Genomic DNA, 21,739 nt, shown 5'->3' on the forward strand with positions numbered 1-21,739 from the left:
AGTTAATGAGAACCAGTTGCAATTAGCCTTGCCATCTGCCACGCGTGGCGCGTGCAGCTCGATGAACTCCCCCTCGGCCAGCCGGCGCGGATTACCGCGGTGGATTGGGCGCAGCTGGTACCCGAAGAGGGGCAGCGGCTGCGTGCGCTGGGAATCGACAGCGGGGCTAAAGTCACGCTGGCCTATCGCGGAGTGTTCGCGGGGCGCGATCCGCTGGCGCTGGAGATCGGGCGGATGACGGTGGCTTTGCGCCGGATTCATGCGCACGCGATGACCGTCGAAGCCGTCTGACCTCGTGACCCGCGCCATCCGCACCGCCGCGCTGGTCGGCAACCCCAACGCCGGTAAGAGCGCACTGTTCAACGCACTGACCGGCGCGCGGCAGAAGATCGCCAACTATCCGGGCGTCACCGTCGAACGCAAAGCGGGGCGGATGCTGCTGCCTTCGGGCGAGCCGGTCGAACTGGTCGATCTGCCGGGCAGCTATGGTCTAGATGCCACCAGCCCAGACGAGGAAGTGACGAGGCGGGTCATCCTCGGCGAGATGGTGGGGCAGGCCCGGCCCGATGCGCTGATCGTCGTGCTCGATGCCTCGAACCTCGAGCAGCACCTCGTCCTCGCGCAAGAGGTTATCGCGCTGGGGTTGCCGACGGTGGTCGCACTCAACATGATTGACCTCGCCGAGCGCGACGGACTGGTGCTTGATCCCGCTGCGCTCGAAACCGCGTTGGGGGTGTCAGTGATCCCGACCGTCGCGGTGCGCCGCCGCGGCCTGACCGAACTCGCTGCCGCGATCGCCGAGGCCGAGCGCCGGGCGACCGAGCCCCTCCACCCGCGCCCGCACCTCGATCTCACCGAGCGACGGATGGAGGCGCATGCCATCGCCGAGGGTGCGATCCTTTCGGAGACCCGCCGCCATCGGCTGCATTCGCGTATGGACCGGGTGCTGCTCCACCCGTGGCTGGGGCCGATCATCCTGTTCGCACTGCTGTTCGTGATGTTCCAGGCGGTGTTCGCCGGGGCGACTCCGTTCGCCGACGCTCTGGAGGCCGGGGTCGCCTGGATTTCCGGTCAGGTGCGCGCGGTAATTCCGCCGGGTCTGGCGCGCGACCTGCTGACCGACGGAGTGCTTTCGGGCGTCGGTTCGGTGATCGTCTTTTTGCCGCAGATCCTGATCCTGTTTTTCTTTATCCTGGTGCTCGAGGCGACCGGCTATATGGCTCGCGCGGCATTCCTGATGGACCGGCTGATGGCCGGCGTCGGCCTCTCGGGCCGCAGCTTCATCCCGCTGCTGTCGAGCTTCGCTTGCGCGATTCCGGGGATCATGGCGACGCGAAGCATAGCCGATCCGAGGGACCGGCTGACCACGATCCTGATCGCTCCGCTGATGACTTGTTCGGCGCGGTTGCCGGTCTATGCGGTGATTATCGCGGCGTTCATTCCCAATCGCTCGGTCGGGGCTGGGGTCGGACTGCAAGGCTTGGTACTGTTCGCGCTTTACGTGATCGGGATCGTCGGCGCGATGGCGGTGGCGCTGGTGCTGCGCCGTTCGGTGACCAAGGGCGCAGCGAGCGGCTTCATCATGGAGCTGCCCAAGTACCAGCTGCCCACGGTCAAGGACCTCGTCCTCGGGTTGTGGCAGCGTGCGTGGATCTTCCTGCGCCGCGCGGGAACGATCATCTTCACCGTCACCGTGGTGCTGTGGCTGCTGCTCAACTTCCCCCGCGCCGCGCCGGGCGAGGATCAGGTCGATGCCAGCTTGGCGGGCCATCTCGCCAACGGTCTCGCGGTGGTGGTCGAACCGATCGGCTTCAACCGCGACATCGCGCTCGCGCTGATTCCGGCGATGGCCGCGCGCGAGGTGGCGGTGTCCTCGCTCGCTACGACTTACGCCGTCGCCGCGAGCGACGAGGCGCAGACCGCGCAGAAGCTGGGCGACCAGCTCAAAGCCCGCTGGACCCTCCCGACCGCGCTCGCCTTCCTCGCCTGGTTCGTCTTCGCGCCGCAGTGCATGAGCACGATCGCGGTAACCCGGCGGGAAACGAATGGGTGGAAGTGGCCCGCCTTCATGTTGGCATACCTGTTCGGGCTGGCTTACGTTTTTGCCGGCCTGACATACTGGACCGCGGTGGCAATCGGTCTGTGATCCCCGTGCAAAACGTGGCGCTACCGGTTGGCGGAAGGCCGGCAGGGGCCTACATCGCGGCGGGAATCACTAACTGGAGCGCGGTCGCGCTCGGACTTTAGGAGCGCGAGCAATGGCGGGCAGTCTGAACAAGGTCATGCTGATCGGCAACCTCGGCGCGGACCCCGAGGTCAAGAGCTTCCAGAACGGCGGCCGCATCGCCAACTTGCGCATCGCCACCTCCGAGAACTGGAAGGACAAGGCCACCGGCGAGCGCAAGGAACGCACCGAGTGGCACAGCGTGGTGCTCCAATCCGACGGGCTGGTCGGGGTCGCCGAACGCTATCTGCGCAAGGGATCGAAGGTTTACATCGAAGGTCAGCTACGCACCCGCAAGTGGCAGGACGCCTCGGGCAACGACCGCTATTCGACCGAAGTTTCGGTCGGCGGGATCGGTGGGGTGATGACCATGCTCGACGGCGCGCAAGGCGGTGCAGGAGGCGGCGGTGGCGGCAAGTCGGGCGGCGACTGGGGTGGCGGCGGATCGTCAGTCGGTTCGCGCGGCGGCAGTGGCGGCTGGGGTAACGAGAGCGGCGGCGGTTCGTCGGGCGGCGGCTCGCGAGGCGGCGGTGGCGGTTTCGCGGACGATCTCGACGACGATATTCCGTTCTGAGGGCACAACTCGGCTATATACCCAACGCCGCTCGACACGTGCGGGGAGGTTAGTTGGTGTCGCGCTTGAGCGCAGCCAGCGCCGCGAACGGCCCGCTGCTGGCCTCGTCGGCCAACCCCGCGTCCTGGCGCACCCGATCCGCATTCGGGCCGGTCGCGTAGGGATCGATCGCCAGCGCCAGCGTTTGCGCCAGTTCCTCGCCGAGATCGAACCGAGTGCCTTCGTAAGAAATCTCGTCACAGGCGTCGGAGTCGATCTCCAACTCGACTTCCGGTTCCATCGAGCCCGTTTCGGGAACGAAGCGCAAGGTAACCGGCTCGTCCACCCGGGTCGCGAAGGGTTCATTCGAAATCGCGCACATTTGCGTGATGTCGGCGGTGATCCGCCCTGCCACGTCGATCGTGGGCCCGTCGCGTTGCATTTCGATCTCGGCCTCGAACCGTTCGATCGATTCGATTCCGATGCGCTTGGCCAGCGCGACGCGCTCGGCGGGATCGGCTTCGAGTCTGAGCGAACCATGCGGCAGCCCGCGGATGTCCACCCATCGCGAAAACTCGGGCGTCATGCGGTCAGCGTTCCTTCGAGCAGCGCCTCGTATGGTATGCGCTCGACCACAGCGTGAAAGCGCAGCAATTCTGCGGCCAGCGGCTCGGCATCGGCACCCTCGACCAAGGTAACGTTCCGCCCCACGGCCTCGGGCAGCGCCGCGCCGCCCACCGGCAGTGCGTCACGCAAGGCCCCAATCCGTCCGCCCAGCGTGGCCATGAGCTTGCCGACGTGTTTGCCGACCATCAGGTCGCCCACGCCCGACTGACGCAGTTGCGAGTCCATGTCCTCGATGAACAATTCGGTCAATGCGACCGAACTGGCGTTGTCGCCCTCGCGCTCGATGCGCAGCAGGACGATCGCCAGCACCAGCGTGATCATGTCGAACCGGCCCTCGATCGTGTCGGCGACGCTGCAATCGCGGTACCAGCGCTTGTCGCGCGCCTCGGTGACCACTGCGTGCCACAGCGCCAGGCGTGGCGGCAGGATGGGGGCAGGGCGGAACAGGCGTTGGAGCAGGTTCATGGCATTCCCGTGGAGCGCGATCATTCAGCGCCAATTCAACCGCCATGCGGCCTTGTCGTAACAGGGCCGAACCCCTAAAGGTCGCCCGCAGAACGATATAGGGTCGCGTTCGCCTCACGCCAAGCTGCGTGGCGGGCGGTCCCAGCGGAGATTTCGATGCGCCTTTCAGGCCGACTTGTTTTGGGAACCGGCGTGCTTGCGCTCGCGTCCGCTTTCACTGGCGGCTGCGCCAGCATCAAGGATCATCGCGGCTATTATGCCGATGCAACGCTGATCGCTTCGGTCCAGCCGGGCGTCGACAACAAGCAGTCCGTCGAGAAGACGCTCGGCCGCCCGACCTTCACCAGCGAGTTTGGCACGCCTTCGTGGTACTATGTCGCAACGAATACCTCGCAGGCTCCGTTCGGCCGTCCGCGGACCACCGAACAGTCGATCCTGAAGGTAAACTTCGATCCCGCGGGCAACGTCAGCGCGGTCAATCTGACCGGTAAGGAAAAGGTCGTCCGGCTCAGCCCCGATGGCGACAAGACCCCCACGTTGGGCCGCGAACGCAGCTTCTTCGAGGATCTCTTCGGCAATATCGGCGCGGTCGGCGCGGGCGGCGGCGCGCCACAAGGCGGCGTCGACGGCGGCGGACCGAACGGGAGCTGATTTGGCGGGTGGCTTGAAAAGGCGCGCCCTCAACTCCCATATCCGCCCCCATGGACGGAAACCGGGCGAGCCACGGCCTCGAACAGTGGCACGGCACCACCATCATCGGGGTCAAGATCGGCGAGCGCACCGTGATCGCGGGCGATGGTCAGGTCTCGATGGGCAATACCGTTATGAAGCCCAACGCCCGCAAGGTGCGGCGGCTGCATGACGGCAGCGTGATCGGCGGGTTCGCCGGCGCGACCGCCGATGCGTTCACCTTGTTCGAGCGGCTCGAGAAGAAGCTGGAAGCGCATCGCGGCCAACTGATGCGCGCTGCGGTCGAGCTGGCCAAGGACTGGCGGACGGACAAGTACCTGCGCAACCTCGAGGCGCTGATGATCGTTGCCGACAAGGACGTGCTGTTGATCCTCACCGGCAACGGCGACGTGCTCGAACCCGAAGGCGGAATAGCGGCGATCGGCAGCGGCGGTAACTACGCACTGTCGGCCGCGCGGGCGCTTGTCGAGTACGAAACGGATCCCGAAAAGCTCGCCCGCCGGGCGATGCGGGTGGCGAGCGAGGTGTGCGTCTTCACCAACGATCGGGTGACGCTGGAAGAGATTTCCTGACCCGAGCTATCGAATTATTCCCGCTCATGTCGAGCGAAGTCGAGACACGCCGCGTGACATCCCTCGACTTCGCTCGGAATGAGCGGGCCTTTTGGACGACGAAATGAAAGACAACCTCACCCCCAAAGCCATCGTCGCCGCGCTCGACGAGCATATCGTCGGGCAGGCGGACGCCAAGCGCGCGGTCGCGGTGGCGTTGCGCAACCGCTGGCGGCGCCAGAAGCTGAGCCCCGAGCTGCGCGACGAGGTGACGCCGAAGAACATCCTGATGATCGGCCCCACCGGCTGCGGCAAGACCGAGATCAGCCGCCGCCTGGCCAAGCTGGCCGAAGCGCCGTTCGTCAAGGTCGAGGCGACCAAGTTCACCGAGGTCGGCTACGTCGGGCGCGATGTCGAGCAGATCGCCCGCGATCTGGTCGAGGAAGCGATCCGGCTCGAAAAGGAGCGCCGCCGCGAGGCGGTGCGCGAGGCCGCTTCGAGTGCGGCGATGGACCGCCTGCTCAAGGCGCTGGTTGGCGACGGCGCTTCGGAGGCGACGCGCGAGGCTTTCCGCCAGCGCATCGTCGAGAACGCGATGAACGACACCGAGGTCGAGATCGAGGTCGAGGACGCGCCATCGATGCCGTTCGACGTGCCCGGGATGGGCGGCAACGTTGGCATGATCAACCTGTCCGACATGATGGCCAAGGCGATGGGCAAGAACAGCACCAAGCGCCGCAAGCTGCGCGTGCCCGAGGCGTGGGACAAGCTGGTCGACGAGGAAGCCGAAAAGCGCATGGACCAGGACGACGTCGCTCGCGTCGCGCTGGCCAACGCCGAGACCAACGGGATCGTCTTCCTCGACGAGATTGACAAGATCGCAGTGTCCGACGTGCGCGGCGGATCGGTCAGCCGCGAGGGAGTCCAGCGCGATCTGCTGCCGCTGATCGAGGGCACAACGGTGGCGACCAAGTACGGCCCGATGAAGACCGACCATGTGCTGTTCATCGCCAGCGGCGCGTTCCACGTCGCCAAGCCCAGCGACCTGCTGCCCGAACTGCAAGGGCGGCTGCCGATCCGGGTTGAGCTCGCCGCGCTCACCGAAGAGGACTTCGTCCGCATCCTCTCTTCAACCCGTGCCAACCTGGTCGAACAATACCGTGCGCTGCTCGCTACCGAGAACGTTGCGCTGGCGATCGGCGAAGACGCGATCCGCGAGGTCGCCGCGATTGCCGCGCAAGTAAACGAGGCGGTCGAAAACATCGGCGCGCGGCGCTTGCAGACGGTAATGGAGAAACTGCTCGAGCAAGTCAGTTTCGAGGCCGAGGATCGTCAGGGCGAAACCGTGACGGTCGATCAGGCCTATGTCCGCGAGCGCCTCGCGGTGCTCGCCAAAGACAGCGATTTGAGCCGCTATATCCTGTGAGTCGCTACGCCTAGTCCGCGATCTCCTTAGCCAGTTCGAGCACTTGTGCGGCCCACTCGGGACGGCAGATCAAAAGGTCGGGGATATAGGTGTCGGGCCGGTTGTAGACGAGTGGGCTGCCGTCGACCCGGCTGACGTGGAGGCCGCAAGCCGTCGCCACGGCGGCGGGCGCGCATGAATCCCATTCGTGCTGGCCGCCGGTGTGGAAGTAGATCTCGGCTTCGCCGCGCACGATCGCCATCGCCTTGGCCCCGGCGCTGCCCATCGGCAGCAGCTGCGCGCCGAGTGCGTCGGCAATCGCCAGCGCCGCGCTCGGGGGGCGGGTGCGGCTGACGACCATGCGCGGCACGGGGGAAGCGGCAGGCAATTGCGGCGGCCGGTCGGTGCTTAGGAGCAAGCCCAGGCCGGGTAACGCCACTGCGCCGACCGCCGGCGCACCTTCGATCGCCAGGGCGACGTGGACCGCCCAGTCGCTCCGGCCTTCGCCATACTCGCGCGTGCCGTCCACCGGGTCGATGATCCACACCCGTGGGTTAGCCAGCCGCTCCAGGTTGTCCTTTTCCTCCTCCGAGAGCAGCCCGTCGGCGGGGCGCTGCTCGCGGATCGCGTGGACCAGGAACTGGTTGGCGGTCTGGTCCCCGGCCTTGCCCAGCGCCTTGGCCGAGAGCGTCCCCGACTTGCGCACTTCTAGCAGCAGCTTGCCTGCAACATCGGCGAGATGCGCCGCGAGTTCGGCATCAGTCATTGCAAACTACCCCCCAACCGCTCGCGTCGAGCTCGTCTACGCCGCTCGACACGAGAGGACGGTGGGTTGCAAGATTCACTTCAGCGGCATGATCTGGCGGACGATGAAATCGGCGGCTTCTTGCGGGGTCATTGCCACCGTGTTCACCGTAATCTCCGGAGCTTCCGGCGCCTCATAAGGGCTATCGATCCCGGTGAAGTTCTTGAGCGCTCCCGAGCGGGCCTTTTTGTAAAGTCCCTTCACGTCGCGAGATTCGGCCACTTCCAGCGGGGTGTCGACGAAAATCTCAATGAATTCGCCCGCGGGCAACATCTTGCGGACCATCTCGCGTTCGGCTCGGAACGGGCTGATGAACGCGGTCAGTACGATCAGTCCGGCGTCGGCCATCAGCTTGGCGACCTCACCCACGCGACGGATATTCTCGATGCGGTCGGCCTCGGTGAACCCCAGGTCCTTGTTGAGTCCGTGGCGGACGTTGTCGCCATCGAGCAGGAAGGTGTGGCGGTTCATCAGGGCGAGGCGTTTCTCGACCTCGTTGGCGATGGTCGATTTGCCCGATCCCGAAAGCCCGGTGAACCACAAGACGCGCGGCTTCTGGTTCTTGAGATCGGCGTGCGCATCGCGCCCGATGTCGGTGGCCTGCCAGTGGACGTTTTGCGCCCGGCGCAAGGCAAAGTTGAGCATCCCCGCGCCGACGGTGCGGTTGGTGATCTTGTCGATCAGGATGAACCCGCCGAGCGTGCGGCTGTCGACGTAAGGCTCGAAGACCACCGGCTTGTCGGTCGCAAGCTCGACCACGCCGATCGCGTTGAGCTCGAGCGTCTTGGCGGCGAGGTGCTCCAACGTGTTGACGTTGATAACGTATTTCGGCGCCTGCACTGTCGCCGAAACCATCTGGGTACCCAGCTTGATCCAATAGCCCCGCCCGACGTGCATCGCCGCGTCGTCCATCCATACCAGCGTCGCCTCGAACTGGTCGGAGACTTCGGGCGGGGCGTCGGCGGCGGCGATGACGTCGCCGCGCGAGCAATCGACCTCGTCGGCAAAGCACACCGTGACCGATTGCCCGGCGACAGCCTCGTCGAGATCGCCGTCCAGCGTCACCACCCGCGTGATTGTGCTGGTCTTGCCCGAAGGCAGCACCCGCACCGCATCGCCGGGCTTGACCGAACCGCTCGGGATCAGCCCCGAAAAGCCGCGGAAGTCGAGGTTGGGGCGGTTGACCCACTGCACCGCCAGCCGGAACGGCTTGCGCTGGTCGGCCTCGTTGTCGAGTTCGACCGTCTCGAGATGCTCGATCAGCGGCTTGCCGCAGTACCACGGGGTGTTGGGTGAGGGGGCGGTGATATTGTCGCCCTTGAAGCCCGAGATCGGCATCGCGACGAAGCCGGCGAGGCCGATGTCGCGCGCGAACGCGGCGTAGTCGGCGACGATCGCCTCGTACCTTGCCTGGTCGTAGTCGATCAGGTCCATCTTGTTGACCGCCAGCACCACGTGCCTGATGCCGAGCAGCTTGGCCAGATAGCTGTGCCGCCGAGTCTGGACGAGCACCCCCTTGCGCGCATCGATCAGGATCACCGCGAGATCGGCGGTCGAGGCGCCGGTGACCATGTTGCGGGTATACTGCTCGTGCCCGGGGCAGTCGGCGACGATGAACTTGCGCTTCTCTGTCGCGAAAAAGCGATAGGCGACGTCGATGGTGATGCCCTGCTCACGCTCGGCAGCGAGCCCATCGACAAGCAGCGCGAAATCGATCTCCTGACCCTGCGTGCCGACGCGCTTGGAGTCGGCGGTGAGCGCCTCGAGCTGGTCCTCGAAGATCATCTTGGAATCGTACAGCAGCCGCCCGATCAGGGTGGACTTGCCGTCATCGACGCTGCCGCAGGTGATGAAACGTAGCAGCGACTTGTGCTGGTGCGTTTCGAGATAGGCGTCGATGTCCTCGGCGATGAGCGCATCGGTGCGATAGACGGTCTCACCATCGGCCATCAGAAGTAGCCCTCCTGCTTCTTCTTCTCCATCGACGCGTCGCCGCCGTCCTTGTCGATGATCCGGCCCTGGCGTTCGGACGTGGTGGTCAGCAGCATTTCCTGGATGACTTCGGGCAAGGTCGCCGCTTCGCTCTCGACCGCGCCGGTCAGCGGGTAGCAGCCCAGCGTGCGGAAGCGGATCGAGCGTTCGACCGGGACTTCACCGGGCCGCAGCGGGAAGCGGTCATCGTCGATCATCAACAGCATCCCGTCGCGCTCCACGGTCGGACGCTTCGCGCTGAAATAGAGCGGGACGATCGGAATCTCCTCGAGGTGGATATATTGCCAGATGTCGAGCTCAGTCCAGTTCGAGATCGGAAACACCCGGATGCTCTCGCCCTTGGCCTTGCGGGCGTTGTAGAGATTCCACAGTTCGGGGCGCTGGTTCTTGGGGTCCCAGCCGTGGTTAGCGGTGCGGAAGCTGAAGATGCGCTCCTTGGCGCGGCTCTTCTCCTCGTCCCGGCGGGCTCCGCCGAACGCCGCATCGAACCCGTACTTATCGAGCGCCTGCTTGAGTCCCTCGGTCTTCCACATGTCGGTGTGGAGCGGGCCGTGATCGAAAGGGTTGATCCCACGCTCACGCGCCTCGGGGTTCTGGTAGACGAGGAGCTCCATGCCGGACTCCTTCGCCATCCGGTCGCGCAGTTTGTACATCTCCTGGAACTTCCACGTGGTGTCGACGTGGAGCAGTGGAAACGGCGGCGGCGAGGGGTAGAACGCCTTGCGCGCCAGGTGCAGCATCACCGCCGAATCCTTGCCGACCGAGTACAGCATCACCGGATTCTCGGCCTCGGCCACCACCTCGCGCAGGATGTGGATACTTTCGGCCTCAAGCCGCTCGAGATGGGTCAGGGTGCGGGTCATGCCGGGGGCTCCTGTCAAAGCGCGGCGCGACCTGCAAACAAGACATTGTTGGGCCAGGCCAGTCTCAGCCTTGGACCCGCGGCACATTGACAGGACCGCCGGACGCCGCGCATTGGCCAGAAGCCGCGTCCAGCCGAGGGTTTTGCATGTTCAACGCAATCGTGATCGACAAGACCGGGGACGAGCAATCGGTCAGCCTGACCCAAGTCGACGAATCCCGCCTGCCTGAAGGCAACGTAACCATCGACGTCGCTTGGTCGACGCTCAACTACAAAGACGGCCTGGCGATCACCGGCAGCTCTCCGGTGGTGCGCAAGTTTCCCATGGTGCCTGGAATCGATTTGGCGGGGACGGTTCGATCGTCGGATCATCCCGAATGGAAGTCGGGCGACAAGGTCGTGCTCAACGGCTGGGGAGTGGGCGAGGTCCACTGGGGCGGACTGGCCCAGGTCGCGCGATTGAACGGCGACTGGCTGGTGCCACTGCCCGAAGCATTTTCGGCCAGGCAGGCGATGGCGATCGGCACCGCCGGCTATACCGCCGCGCTGTGCGTCGATGCCCTGGTCCAGGCGGGGGTGACGCCGGGTCATGGCGAAATCCTGGTGACCGGCGCGACCGGCGGGGTCGGCAGCGTCGCCGTCGCCTTGCTCAAGCGCGCGGGCTACGCCGTCGCCGGATCGACCGGCAAGGCAAGCGAAAGCGACTATCTGAAGCAACTCGGCGCCGATAGCGTCATCGACCGCGCGGAGTTGTCCGAACCCGGCCGCGCCCTGGGCAAGGAACGCTGGGCCGGGGCGATCGACTCGGTCGGCAGCCACACCCTCGCCAACGTCTGCGCCCAGATCCGCTACGGCGGCGCGGTCGCGGCGTGCGGGCTGGCGCAAGGGGCGGACTTCAAGGCGACGGTCATGCCCTTCATCCTGCGCGGGGTGCGTCTGCACGGCGTGGACAGCGTGATGGCGCCCAGGCCCTTGCGGCTTGCAGCATGGGCGCGGCTGGCGCGCGATCTCGACCCGGCACTGATCGAGGTGATCGCGCACGAGATCGGGCTGGCCGAGGCGATTGCCGCCGCCGCAGATCTGCTGGCCGGAAAGGTCCGCGGGCGGGTCGTCGTCGACGTCAACCGCTAGCGAGGCGACCGATATGTCCGACGCCGTTCTCTACGAGTTGCGCGAAGCGGGGATCGCGGTGCTGACGATCAACCGCCCCGAGCAGCGCAACGCCCTGTCGCGCGAGGTTCGCGAGGGCCTGCGCGCGGCGTGGGCGCGATTCGAGAGCGATCCCGCCGCGCGGATCGCGATCCTGACCGGCAGCGGCGACAAGGCGTTCTGCGCGGGCGGCGATCTCAAGGAAATGGTCGAGACGAGACTCAAGATTCCCCCGCGCGACATGTTTCCGGTGCCGTACGAAAACCTGACCCTGAGCAAGCCGACCATCGCCGCGGTCAACGGCGTGGCCTTCGCCGGCGGCTGGATGATCGCGCAGGCCTGCGATCTGTGCGTGGCCAGCACCACGGCCAAATTCGCGATCACCGAGGTCAAGGTCGGACGCGGCAGCCCGTGGGCCGCGCCGCTGATCCATATGATCCCGCAGCGCATCTTCATGGAGATAGTGCTCACCGGAAAGCCGATCACCGCCCAGCGCGCCTACGAGGTCGGGCTGGTCAACCGCCTGGCGGAACCCGCCGAGTTGATGAATGCCGCCCTGGAACTCGCGCGCGAGGTGATCGAAGGCGCGCCGCTCTCGGTTGCCGCGGCGCGCGCCACCGTGATGCTCGCCACCGAAATGGGCCGCGCCGAGGCGCTCGAGGCGGCATGGGCGGCGCACGCAACCGCCTACAACAGTGCAGACGCCCAGGAAGGCCCGCGCGCCTTCGCCGAAAAGCGCAAGCCCGAGTGGCAGGGCCGCTGATCCGGAAATCGCCACGGGTCTGACAGGGCGCATAAGCGTGCCCGAATATTTTTTCTAAACTTCCTTTTCGTCAGCCCGATCCTGCTCGTGCTGGGGGTGGTTCCCCCGGTTCTCCGTGACCTACTACGGCTAAGGCCAATCAATTCACGCGATAGCGGACCTGTATCGAAAACTTGCCCGCCCCCGCGAAGCTACCGGCCGGACGGACGCGGAAGTGGGTGATTGCCGCATCGCAGCCGTCGCTGTCGAGCGTGGGCACGTAGGTCCAGGTCACCGCATTGTCGCGCGAGAATTCTAGGCTGTCGCCGGCATCGCCTAGCGCGACGTACCCGTAAGTCAGTGTCGAAGCGGGATTGCCTTCGACAAAACGAACGGGCCCGCCGCCGGGCGGAGCGATGTCGGTCAGGCACAGCTTGGTGTTCACCGGGGTCTGATCCGATACCAGGACGCTGTTCGCATCCATCGTGATCGCATTCGGATTGGTGACCGCGATCGTGTACTGCGCGATCGAGCCGGGGATGGCGAACGGGTTGACGGTGCCATTGACCGGATCGCTGTAGATCACGCTGGCCTTGGTCGCAGCGAGCGGGATGAGCGCAGCTTGATTGTAAGTTGCGGTGGCGACGGGAGTCGTCGCCTGTCCGAAGTGCGCCTGGGCCGTGTTGGCATACGAGCCCGCGGCTGCCGGCCGGTTGGCGGTATAGATCAGCGTGACCGAGCCGCCCGCCGGAATGGCATAGCTCTGACCGAGCTTGCCAATGAAGGTCAGGGTGCCGGTAGCGCCCGCGGCGGGCAGGCTGCTCGAGTTGGCGGTAGTCACAGTACCTCCGGTCGATAGCGCCGCGAAGCTGATCCCCGCCGGAAGGACATCGACGATCTTGTCGATCACGCTGGCATATGGTGAGGGATTGCTGACCGTAACCGTATAAGTCAGCGGGCCGGTGCTGCCGTTGATTCCAAGGGCTGGTGAGACCGACTTGGTGATCGTGAAGGGGTTGGTCGCACCCGGATAGCTGACCGAGATGCTGCCGGTGCCATCATAGTTCCCTGTGTACTTGATATTGGTATTGCCCGAGGTCTGCACCGCATAGGGCCGCGCGACCGTGCTGGTGTTGGCGCATCGATATTGAAAGCTGAACCGAACGGTGATGCGATAGCCATTGCCGGTCTGCGCGATCGGTTGAGTAAAATAGAGCCGATCCTTGGTCCCGACCGGCGCGCCTGCCACATTGGACACGAGAACCTCGGATCCGACGAGGCGGAAGCAGGCGGCGTTGAAGGCCTGTCCACCCGCGGGCTGGAGGAAGTACTCGTCGAGCGCCGACGTTCCGCCAAAATCGTAGGCGGCATCGAAATACACCGTCTGTCCCACCACGGCGCCGGGACCCAGAGTCGAGGACAGCACGTTGCCTCCCGCGTTCGCGCTGATCGCCTTGCGCAGCGTGAGCAGCAGCGGGGTCGATTGGGTTCCGAGGCTCGAGCTGATCTGCACGCTCGGCGTCGCCGTGGCATTCTCGGTACAGCCGTAACCGGTAAACCAGTAGACCCCGATGCTCTCGCCCGGTCCGAGCGCGCCAAGCGCCTGGCTCGATGCCTGGCCTCCCGCCAGGTAAACGTTTGCGTTCAGCCCGGAGAGGGTCGCGGTGACCGAACCGACCGTGCTCCCCCCGGTATTGGTGATCACTCCCCCGACGTACATCGAGGTCGGCCCTTTGGCCGGGCACTGGTTCGAATCGAATATCATCGATTGCGAATTGGTCAGCGCGTTGCCGGTCCGCAGATCGAAGGTCAGCGCGGCGTGCGCGGGGTTCGCGGAGGTGAGGGCAAGCAGCCCGAGCATCGCTGCGACAACGCGCCGCGCCAAGGTCGGCCCGCTCATCGGCCCAGCCCCAGGAAGTCGAGGCTGTTGGAGTCCAACTTGAGTTTCATCGTGGCGAACAGGCCCTTCCCGGTGCTCCGCGAGGCGCCGAAGTCGCGGTCGCGAAAGCCGCGGGAGTTGTAGCCGACCGCGAACAGCATGTCCTTGGCCGGGACGAAGCCGATCTGCGGGCCGAAGGCAAAGCTGGTCGTATGGTCGGCAAGGCTGGCGCGGACCGTGGCGCTGCCGCCGATCTCGAAGCGCTCGCCTAGACCGATCCGCGCATCGAGCCCGCCGAGCAGCGAGGTGCCCTCCAGCGCGAAGCCCTGGTATGTGTCCAAGTTGTGCCGCACGCCCAGGAACAGGCCGAATTCGGAGCGCTGGATCCGCGCGTCACGATCCCGGCCATAGGGAGTCCAGTTGGTCGAGAGGCTGCCGATCAGGCGGCGCGAACGGGCATCGCCACTGACAGTCAGCGCGGTGCGTCCGGCGGGGCCGATCCCACCTGCCAGCGCACCGACGACCTCGTCGCTGCGATATTCCACCTTGGCGAGGACCGCGAATTGCGCGTCCGCCGGGCGGTGGGCCGCGCTGATCGCGCCGTCGAACACGGTGGTCTCCGCGCCCCCGGTGGCTTCGGCATGGGTGTAGGTAAAGCCGGTTCCGACGACGCTGCCTTCGCCGAGTTGGCGGATCGCCCCGAAGGTGACGCCCGTGCGATCGGCCGTGTCGGCGTCGCGGTATTCGGCGCGCGCGGTCGCGCTCCACAGTCCGGCGCGATAGGTCGCGCCCACCGTGATCGCGGTGAAGTTCTCGGTCAGGATGCCGCCTTCGCCCAAGTAGCCGCCGCTGACGACCGGATGCCCGGGGTTGAGCACCCTGCTCGCATCGAACCCGCCAAGCACGCGGTTGCCGTCGAGCGAGGCGTCGACCTTCAACCGCGTGGTTACTGGCAGCGATTGGGCCAGGCCGAACGCGGCGAAGCTGCGCCGTCCCTGCTCGGCGATGGCCTGTTGGCCCAGCGTCGAGACGAACCGTGCGCCGTCCCATGGGGCGATCTCGAGCCCGACCCTTGCGGTGCGGGCATCGATCGCGTCGCCCTCGGCGATCTCGTAGGTGCCGATCAGCTTCATGTCGCGCCGCACCTTGTAGCGCGCGCCGATGCGGTGGCGGGTGGGTAGGTCGATCGAATTGGTATCGCTCAGTGCGATCGAAGTTGTCGCGTCGATTTCCAGTCTGTTGTCGAGCAGGCGCTGGGTTCCGCCGGCTTCGAGCACGGTCGAGGCGGCATGGGCGCCGTCGGCGAGGCGATCGCTGAAGTGGCTCGCGCCGAGGTGGACGTCGGTGCGGCCGCGGCGATAGTCGGCCCGCAGCGCCACCGCCTGGCGATGCGCGGCGTCGGTCAGGCTATCGTCGTACCAGGCGCTGCCGGTTACCGACAGGGGCTCGCCCAAGCTGACGCGTGCATCTGCACCCAGCTTGCGGCGGCCGCGCTCGGCGCCGTTCTGCTGGCCCAGGCCGAAATCGGCATCGAGCGAACGGGCGTAGGCAAGGATGTCGACTTGGCCGGTGTGGTGCTCGGCCTCGATCAGCCAGGCCATTGCGCTTGTTCCCGCCGAGCGGCTGGCGGAGAGCTCGGCGCGCAGTTCGGTGGTGGCGGTGATCCGGGCTCTGACGTCAGCGGCGACGAGGTCGGTGCGCGGGCCGTCGCCTCTGTCGGTGATGGCCGTGGCGCCGACCCGCACGGTGCCACCGGGCGTGGTGTAGTCGGCGCGCAGCCCGGCATTGGTCTTGCCACCGGCCAAGTCGTCGATCTCGTAGTCGATCACGATGAATTGCGGGTTCAGGTCGCCGTCGCGGCTCAGCACCGGTTCACTGAAGCGAATAGTGCCCGAAGGCAGGTCGATGTCGTAGTCGACGAAGCGAGTCAGCACGCGCTGATCGATCACCCGTTCCGAGCGGAAGCGATCGCGGCGCTCGATCGAGACGATCTCGCTGTTGGCAATGATCGCGCGGCTCGACAGGCGATAGGGACCGGACAGCCCATTGCCCTGGATCTCGTCGCGGCGATGACGCGAGGCGACTTTGGCCGCAAAGGCGGCGGCATGGACCCCGCCGCGCTCGCCCTCCGCCTTCACCCCCGTGACGGTGCGCTGGTAACGGGCAAGCTGGGTCTGGTCGAAGCCGGTGTCGAAATCGCCATACAATGCATAGAACGCACGCGCCTCGATCCGGACATACAGCTTGTGGCGCGAAGCGGCATCGAACCGGCGGTCCGAACCGTCGGCGAACACTGTATAATACGCCGACGGGTCGATCGTGCCGAGCAGGCGCTGGTCGGCGCGGTCCTTGGCGCTGTCGTAGGCGACCGTCAGCAGCACGCTGCCCAGCACGCGGCCCTTGGCGTAGAACGCAACCCGCGCGTTCTTACCCAGGTCGCTGTCGAAATGGCCTTTGCGCTCCATCCGGTCGGCGACGGTCTGCGAACCCAGCGCGCCCTCGGCCAGCCCCACCAGCATCCATTTCTGGTCGCCCGGCGTCACCCAGGTCTCGAGCGTCTCGCGGCGTCGGACTTCGCCGTCGGTAAAGTTGAATTCGATCTTGAGCGCGCCGCTGACCATCGTCGGCGCAAGTTCGATCAGTGCGATCCCGTCGTCGCCCTTGACTGTCCAGTGCGGTGCGGCGCGGTCGAGTCCGGAAAGCTGGCGCGACTGCATGGCGTCGAGCGCCTGTGCACTTTCGTAGGGCGCGGCGATGGAAAAGTCGCCCGAGATGCCGGCGTGGACCGGGCGGCCGTGGCGATCGAGCATCCGCACCGCGAGCACCGGACGTGTCGCGCCGTCGGCGATGAGTTTGGAGGCCGCGGCGACGATTTCGGCGCGGGCGGGGGTCGCGGTGAAGTGGACGTCTCGGGAGAGCGTCGCGACGATCGCGCCGCTGGAGTCCTTGATCCGCGCGGTCAGGAGGGTGCTGTCACCTTCGAGCGGGATGCCGCGCCAGATGCTGACGGCGTAAGTGTTGCTCGGCGAGGATTTGGTGCCGTCGAACAACAATTTCTCCGCGGGCTTGCCGTCGACGCTCAGCTCGACCGTGTGGCCCGCGCGATGACGGATCGCGACGCGAATCGCAGGGGCGCGTGGATTGTAATCGGGCGCGGGGAAGATGAAATCGTCGGGGCCATCGCCGAGGCCGACGAAATCGATCTCGGCGCCAGCGGCTACCGGATCGGAAACCAATTTTTCCACTGTAACATATGATTTTAAGATCCTATCTTCATCCAATACTGCAGCAAAATCCGCGACGACGAGGCTACCGCCTCCTCCGGTGACAAAACGCGAGCTGGCGGAGCCCGCGCTGCGGCTCGAGCGGGTGCAATCGACTAAGCGGCTGGCTTTGCCGGGTAGGGTTAATTCTTGGGCCTGTGCGACGTGGGTACCTGGGGGTAGACCTTCGAAGTGATAGCGACCATCGGCATCGGTGACCGCGAAGCTACCATCCTCGAGGACCACGCGGACCCCGGCGATGCCTTCGCGCGGTCCATCAAGCGAGCAGGCGCCGCGGGTGATCCGCCCGATCAGGGTCACGCGCCCGGCGATCGTTTCGCGCTCGATCAACAAATTGGCACTGGCGGTGGCCTGGTTGCCCCGCGCGTCGGTGGCGACCGCGCGATTGAGCGCCTGGCCAGGAGGCGCATCGCCTCGCACGCTCATCGCGTAGGTAACAGTGCGCGTCGCGCCGGGACCCAAATCGCCGAGCGCGACCGTCAGGCTGCCGCCATCGGCGGTTATCTGGACCGCGGCAGGCGCTGCCGCGCCGTCGATGCGAATCGAATCGCGCCTCAGCCGCAACCAGCGCGATGGCGTATCGACCAGCGAAACCGCTCGCTTGGTGCGTTGGCCGTCCGTGTTCGTGGCGACAAGCGTGTAGAACACCGGGTCGCCCGGTTGGGCGCGAGACCGTGACGCGGTCTTGCTTAGCGTCGCGGCATGCCCGGGCCGATCGACCGGCACGTCGATCCGCACGGGCGCCGGCGACGCCAGCGCAAAGCTGCCGCCGAACGAGCCGTCGACGATGAGCAGTGGTTGCCCGCCAGGGCGGGTCAGCCCTGAAAGTTGCGCACGGGTTGCGGTCGATGGTGCCGTGTAGGGCGCTAGCGGTTCGGCAACCAGGCGATACGTTCCGAGGGGGAGCGAGCGGAAAGCGATACTCGCCGGGGGCCATGGCGTATGAATTGCCCGCGGCGTCGCGCACCGGTTGGCCCGTGACAACGCTCGCGGGCCACGGTGTCACCCCGTCCTCGGCAAACACGGTCGCCGGGGCACCGGTAACGGTGTCGATCAGGGTCACCCGAACGCCATCGACCGGGGAACCGTCCTCGCTGTCGAACACCAGCCCGAACGGATCGGCGAGGACGTCGACCGTTGCGGTTGCGATGGGCCGAATTCCGCCCGCAAGCGTTGCATCGATCGAAATCGTGTCGCCGCCGCTCAAGCCGAGAAGGCAATCGCCGCTCGGGGATCGCGTGGCAATGGTCGGTATCGAGCCGGTGAAAATTCCGCTGTCGGCTGCGGTCTCGAAGACGGTGAGCACTTCGCGATCGCCGTTGCTGGCGGTCACGCCCGCCAAGATCGTCTCGATCGCCGACGAATCGCGATTTCCGGCGGGTGCGGCGAGGCGGAAGATCACCTGCTCGCCGGCGCGGATCGAGGTGGTCGCTTCAACCGTGACGAGTTGGCTGGGTCCTGCCCGCGCAGCGAGCGGCGAGAGCGCGGTCCCGCGGCACAGGGGAGCGGCGAAGCGCGTCGCAGCGCCCGCCCCCGGCACGATATGAAGCGTTTCGATCGCCGCCGACACCGGGCGGACGGCGATGCTTACAGTATTGGAATTGCTCGACCTTGCCTGGCCCGCGCTGATGTAGGTCGCGTTCGCTGTGTTATCGATCGTCTGCGCTTGCGCCAGCCCCGCGGCCACGAACAAAAGCGCCCCGGAGAGCGCTGTCAGGATCGTGCGGAAGATCGAGACCGGCGCCATCGTCGTGCAGGCCTGCAGCCGAGAAGCAAACCCCTCGGTCGCGGGCCGGTGCCGGCTTAGTTGATCGTCGCGCGAAACAGCACGGTGCGGGTCGCGCTGGCGGCAACGGTTGGGATCGTCCCGCTAACCGTTGTGCCGGCGAACGAGCCCGCGACCGCTCCGTCGGCGAGACACACGTTCGAGCCATTGACGGTGCCATCGACCTTGATCCCGAAGCTGCTTAGGTAGGTCACCTCGGACGGCAGCGCATCGGATATCCCCACGTTGGTCGCCGAAGCGTTGCCTGCGGCGTTCGCTACGGTGATGCAGTATTCGATGACTGCACCGGGAATGTACTTGGGATTTGTCGTGCCATTCAGCGGGTCGCTGACCAGCGTACTGCGTTTGGTGATGGTCAGCGCAGCGGCGCTGACGGTGTAGTCGTCCTTGGCCGAATACGCAGCGTCCCGCGTCGCGTCGCTAGCGCCCGCACCGTCGGCGAAGACGGTGTCCATGCCCCCGGTGTTGCCCGTCGTGGTCTCGGTCAACGCCGCACCCTGCGCGGCGGCGGTACCGCTCTCGCGACCAGTTGCGGTCAGCGTGACCGCGGCGACGGCGCCGGTGGTCTGTCCCAACGGAATGTCGCTGACGACGAACACCGTCTTGCTCGCGTCGGCGGCCAGTTCGTCGAGGTAGGTGACCAGGATGTCGCCAGCGTTGAAAGTGCCCGAGCTGTCGGTATCGACATAGATCCTGACGTTCGTGGCATCGAAGCTATCGGTGTTTCCGTGTGCACCGGCGCCGCCGGTTTGCTGCGCCACGGCAAGCGCGAAGTCGAGCGTGGCGTTGGACAGGTTGGTGACCTGGAACGTGGTCACGGCGGCTGCTTGACCGGGGCTGACGGTCGTCGTCGTGGTCCCGACCTCGGCGACCGTCACGTTGACCTTGCGATCGACGGTGAAGGTGTCCGACGCGGTTTGGGCGGTCTGCGAAACGCCCCCGACCTGGTAGTTGACTGTGACCGTGTTGGTCACCGAAAGGCCCGCGGCCGTGCCCGCGGCGAGCGCCGGACTTGCCCCCAACAGCAACGATAGCGTCGCCGCGCTGCCAAGCAGTTTCGTATTATTATTCATGGCTTGTTGCCCTTTTGTAACACGATCTAAAAGGTTGATCGCTTCCCCCCGGGCCGCGAGCTATTCGACGATGGCGTGATAGGCGACGGCACCGCTCGATCCGGGTGCGATCGTCGCCAATGTCCAGCGAACGTGAGTGACATCGGCCGCCTGGGCCGCGCGGGCGACGCCTTTGGCGTTCTTGACGGTCAGCGCCGCGAGCTTGCCCCACGATTTACCGCCATCGACCGAGACGGTCAGGCGCGCGGCATCGGACGCGGAGACCGCGATTCCTTCGGGCACCGGATTGGTGACCACGAAGTTCTGGACCGGAGACCCGCTATCGTTGCGATAGCTCGTCGAGAAGACCAGACGATTGCCGGGCACGACCACCTTCGGCAGTGCCAGCACGGTTTTCTCGACCCCGTTGACGACCGTCGTCGTTTCAACCTTCACATCGCCCGTGAGCACCATCGCACCAGCCGCGGCAAGGGCGGCCGCGGATGATGCGGTCACGATCGCGCCTGAGACGAAGAAGGCAAGCGAAAGCTTTGTCATCGTTCAGTTCCTCAGTTTATCCGGACTTTGAAGGCGACCGTCTTCGCGGAGCCTCCCGCCAGCGTGCCGATGCCCACCGCGATGCCCGCGGGCGATGCCTGTCCGGCGTCGCCGTCGGTGGAATCGCTTAGGGGCGCGCCGTCGAGAGTGAGCGTGCCGGGCTGATAGGTGGTGCCTGCCGGGATGGCGTCGGTGACATTGAGGTTGCCCGCGGCCCCCGCGCCACTGACCGTGGCCAGCAGCGAATAGGTAACTACCGCGCCCGGCACCGGCTGTTGGGTGCCATAGGGATCGAGGATCGTCGCCGACTTGGTCAGGTTGACCGTCGCAAGCCGCGCGATCTCGGTCGCCAGCGCGTCGTCGAGCGCGGTCGAGGTGCCGACCACCGCATCTCCGCCGCCGTCGCCCTGGCCGGAAAAAACCGTACCGGGAGTGCCGCTGCCGGTTTTGGCGGTCGCGCTGAGCCGTACCTGGCCGGTCTGGCCATCGGTGGCACTACCCGGCAGGGTGGTCAGGACAAAGACGGTCAGCGAGGTGTCGGGGGCGAGCGCCGCTGTCGGCGCGCCCGTGGCCAGAATGACGTCGGTGCCCGCGTCGTAGACCCCATTGCCGTTGGTATCGTAGGCGATCGATTGGACGCCTGGATCGAAGCCGTTGCCCGAAATCGCCGGATCTGCCCCGAGATCGAAGGCTTCAGGGCCATTACCAGTATTGGTCACGCGGTAGGTCAGCACCGTGGTGCCGGCCGCCGCGGCTGTCGGGTTCGCGCTTAGCGAAGTGACCGCGACGTTGAGCAGCTCGTCGACGCGGACGGTGACGGTGTTCGACTGGATCGAGACGCTGGCCGCGCCGCTGTCGTAAGTGGCGGTTGCGGTGTTGGCGATCTGGGTTCCGGCGACCACTCCGGCCGCATGCGCGGCGGAAGCTCCCATGGAAGCTGCGAGCAGGAGGGATGCGGCGGTCAGCCGAAAGGGCGCGGTTGTCATGCCGCGTTAAATGACAGGTAATGGTTAGGACAGCGTAAACGATACTTCGCACGCGGAGTCGCGACGCTTCGCATCGACACGCGCCAAAAGGCGGATTCAATCCTGTTCAAGCAAGCGAGAAAACTGCAA

The 21,739-nt window shown here is 66.0% G+C and carries 19 protein-coding genes; 9 read left to right on the forward strand and 10 right to left on the reverse strand.

Going from position 1 to position 21,739, the window contains the following annotated elements; all coding sequences use genetic code 11:
- The first annotated feature begins 51 nt into the window (after positions 1 to 51).
- From GKE62_RS17990 to ssb, 3 genes are all read left to right on the forward strand, one after another.
- Complete coding sequence (locus GKE62_RS17990; protein ID WP_154693426.1) at positions 52 to 291, forward strand: FeoA family protein; 240 nt, start codon at positions 52 to 54, stop codon at positions 289 to 291.
- A 4-nt stretch (positions 292 to 295) separates the two neighbouring features.
- Entirely contained in the window at positions 296 to 2,146 is a 1,851-nt protein-coding gene (locus tag GKE62_RS17995; protein WP_154693427.1) for a ferrous iron transporter B, read from the forward strand.
- A gap of 112 nt (positions 2,147 to 2,258) precedes the next feature.
- Positions 2,259 to 2,798: a single-stranded DNA-binding protein gene (gene ssb / locus GKE62_RS18000; RefSeq protein WP_154693428.1), complete on the forward strand. Its 540-nt coding sequence runs from the start codon at positions 2,259 to 2,261 to the stop codon at positions 2,796 to 2,798.
- A 49-nt stretch (positions 2,799 to 2,847) separates the two neighbouring features.
- Here the strand turns inward: ssb and GKE62_RS18005 are convergent, their stop codons facing one another.
- Together GKE62_RS18005 and GKE62_RS18010 are read right to left on the reverse strand one after the other, a co-directional pair.
- Positions 2,848 to 3,363 carry a DUF177 domain-containing protein gene (locus GKE62_RS18005; protein WP_154693429.1) on the reverse strand — a complete coding sequence of 172 codons (516 nt, stop codon included), beginning with the start codon at positions 3,361 to 3,363 and terminating at the stop codon, positions 2,848 to 2,850.
- Entirely contained in the window at positions 3,360 to 3,893 is a 534-nt protein-coding gene (locus tag GKE62_RS18010) for a ubiquinol-cytochrome C chaperone family protein (RefSeq protein ID WP_230206808.1), read from the reverse strand. Before GKE62_RS18010 ends, GKE62_RS18005 begins: the two co-directional genes overlap by 4 nt.
- Positions 3,894 to 4,061: 168 nt before the next feature.
- On the opposite strand from GKE62_RS18010, the gene GKE62_RS18015 reads away from it, so the two are divergent.
- The 3 genes from GKE62_RS18015 (at position 4,062) to hslU (ending at position 6,536) form a co-directional block, all read left to right on the forward strand.
- Positions 4,062 to 4,520 carry an outer membrane protein assembly factor BamE gene (locus GKE62_RS18015; protein ID WP_370516026.1) on the forward strand — a complete coding sequence of 153 codons (459 nt, stop codon included), beginning with the start codon at positions 4,062 to 4,064 and terminating at the stop codon, positions 4,518 to 4,520.
- A 50-nt stretch (positions 4,521 to 4,570) separates the two neighbouring features.
- On the forward strand, positions 4,571 to 5,131 hold the full coding sequence (gene hslV / locus GKE62_RS18020) for an ATP-dependent protease subunit HslV (protein WP_154693431.1): 561 nt from the start codon (positions 4,571 to 4,573) through the stop codon (positions 5,129 to 5,131).
- A gap of 103 nt (positions 5,132 to 5,234) precedes the next feature.
- Positions 5,235 to 6,536 (forward strand): ATP-dependent protease ATPase subunit HslU, encoded by a 1,302-nt coding sequence (gene hslU / locus GKE62_RS18025; protein WP_154693432.1) that lies wholly within the window; start codon positions 5,235 to 5,237, stop codon positions 6,534 to 6,536.
- Between the two features lie 10 nt (positions 6,537 to 6,546).
- Here hslU and GKE62_RS18030 read toward each other — a convergent pair whose 3' ends face one another.
- From GKE62_RS18030 to cysD, 3 genes are all read right to left on the reverse strand, one after another.
- Positions 6,547 to 7,281, reverse strand: a complete 735-nt coding sequence (locus tag GKE62_RS18030) for a 3'(2'),5'-bisphosphate nucleotidase CysQ (protein ID WP_154693433.1) — start codon at positions 7,279 to 7,281, stop codon at positions 6,547 to 6,549.
- 75 nt (positions 7,282 to 7,356) lie between these two features.
- Entirely contained in the window at positions 7,357 to 9,270 is a 1,914-nt protein-coding gene (gene cysN / locus GKE62_RS18035; protein WP_154693434.1) for a sulfate adenylyltransferase subunit CysN, read from the reverse strand.
- Entirely contained in the window at positions 9,270 to 10,175 is a 906-nt protein-coding gene (gene cysD / locus GKE62_RS18040) for a sulfate adenylyltransferase subunit CysD (protein ID WP_154693435.1), read from the reverse strand. Before cysD ends, cysN begins: the two co-directional genes overlap by 1 nt.
- Positions 10,176 to 10,321: 146 nt before the next feature.
- Between cysD and GKE62_RS18045 the strand changes: the two genes are divergently transcribed.
- Complete coding sequence (locus tag GKE62_RS18045; RefSeq protein ID WP_154693436.1) at positions 10,322 to 11,305, forward strand: MDR family oxidoreductase; 984 nt, start codon at positions 10,322 to 10,324, stop codon at positions 11,303 to 11,305.
- A gap of 13 nt (positions 11,306 to 11,318) precedes the next feature.
- Positions 11,319 to 12,086, forward strand: coding sequence for an enoyl-CoA hydratase/isomerase family protein (locus GKE62_RS18050; protein WP_154693437.1), 768 nt, complete (start codon positions 11,319 to 11,321; stop codon positions 12,084 to 12,086).
- Positions 12,087 to 12,225: 139 nt separating this feature from the next.
- On the opposite strand, the gene GKE62_RS18055 is transcribed toward GKE62_RS18050, so the two are convergent.
- Both GKE62_RS18055 and GKE62_RS18060 read right to left on the reverse strand, forming a co-directional pair.
- The gene (locus GKE62_RS18055; RefSeq protein ID WP_154693438.1) at positions 12,226 to 13,965 is read right to left on the reverse strand and encodes a DUF11 domain-containing protein; all 1,740 of its coding nucleotides are present in this window, start codon (positions 13,963 to 13,965) and stop codon (positions 12,226 to 12,228) included.
- A complete protein-coding gene (locus GKE62_RS18060) occupies positions 13,962 to 18,212 on the reverse strand; it encodes a hypothetical protein (RefSeq protein ID WP_230206809.1) in 4,251 nt (1,416 codons plus the stop codon). Before GKE62_RS18060 ends, GKE62_RS18055 begins: the two co-directional genes overlap by 4 nt.
- A 254-nt stretch (positions 18,213 to 18,466) precedes the next feature.
- On the opposite strand from GKE62_RS18060, the gene GKE62_RS19290 reads away from it, so the two are divergent.
- Positions 18,467 to 18,775 (forward strand): hypothetical protein, encoded by a 309-nt coding sequence (locus tag GKE62_RS19290; RefSeq protein WP_230206810.1) that lies wholly within the window; start codon positions 18,467 to 18,469, stop codon positions 18,773 to 18,775.
- Between the two features lie 256 nt (positions 18,776 to 19,031).
- On the opposite strand, the gene GKE62_RS18065 is transcribed toward GKE62_RS19290, so the two are convergent.
- The 3 genes from GKE62_RS18065 to GKE62_RS18075 are packed head-to-tail and all read right to left on the reverse strand — an operon-like array spanning position 19,032 to position 21,556.
- Positions 19,032 to 20,087: a hypothetical protein gene (locus GKE62_RS18065; protein WP_154693439.1), complete on the reverse strand. Its 1,056-nt coding sequence runs from the start codon at positions 20,085 to 20,087 to the stop codon at positions 19,032 to 19,034.
- 60 nt (positions 20,088 to 20,147) lie between these two features.
- The gene (locus GKE62_RS18070) at positions 20,148 to 20,624 is read right to left on the reverse strand and encodes a hypothetical protein (protein ID WP_154693440.1); all 477 of its coding nucleotides are present in this window, start codon (positions 20,622 to 20,624) and stop codon (positions 20,148 to 20,150) included.
- Between the two features lie 11 nt (positions 20,625 to 20,635).
- Positions 20,636 to 21,556, reverse strand: coding sequence for a DUF11 domain-containing protein (locus GKE62_RS18075; protein WP_230206811.1), 921 nt, complete (start codon positions 21,554 to 21,556; stop codon positions 20,636 to 20,638).
- Positions 21,557 to 21,739: the final 183 nt, after the last annotated feature.

It is taken from the genome of Novosphingobium sp. Gsoil 351 (assembly GCF_009707465.1).
In the GTDB taxonomy this organism is placed as follows: domain Bacteria; phylum Pseudomonadota; class Alphaproteobacteria; order Sphingomonadales; family Sphingomonadaceae; genus Novosphingobium.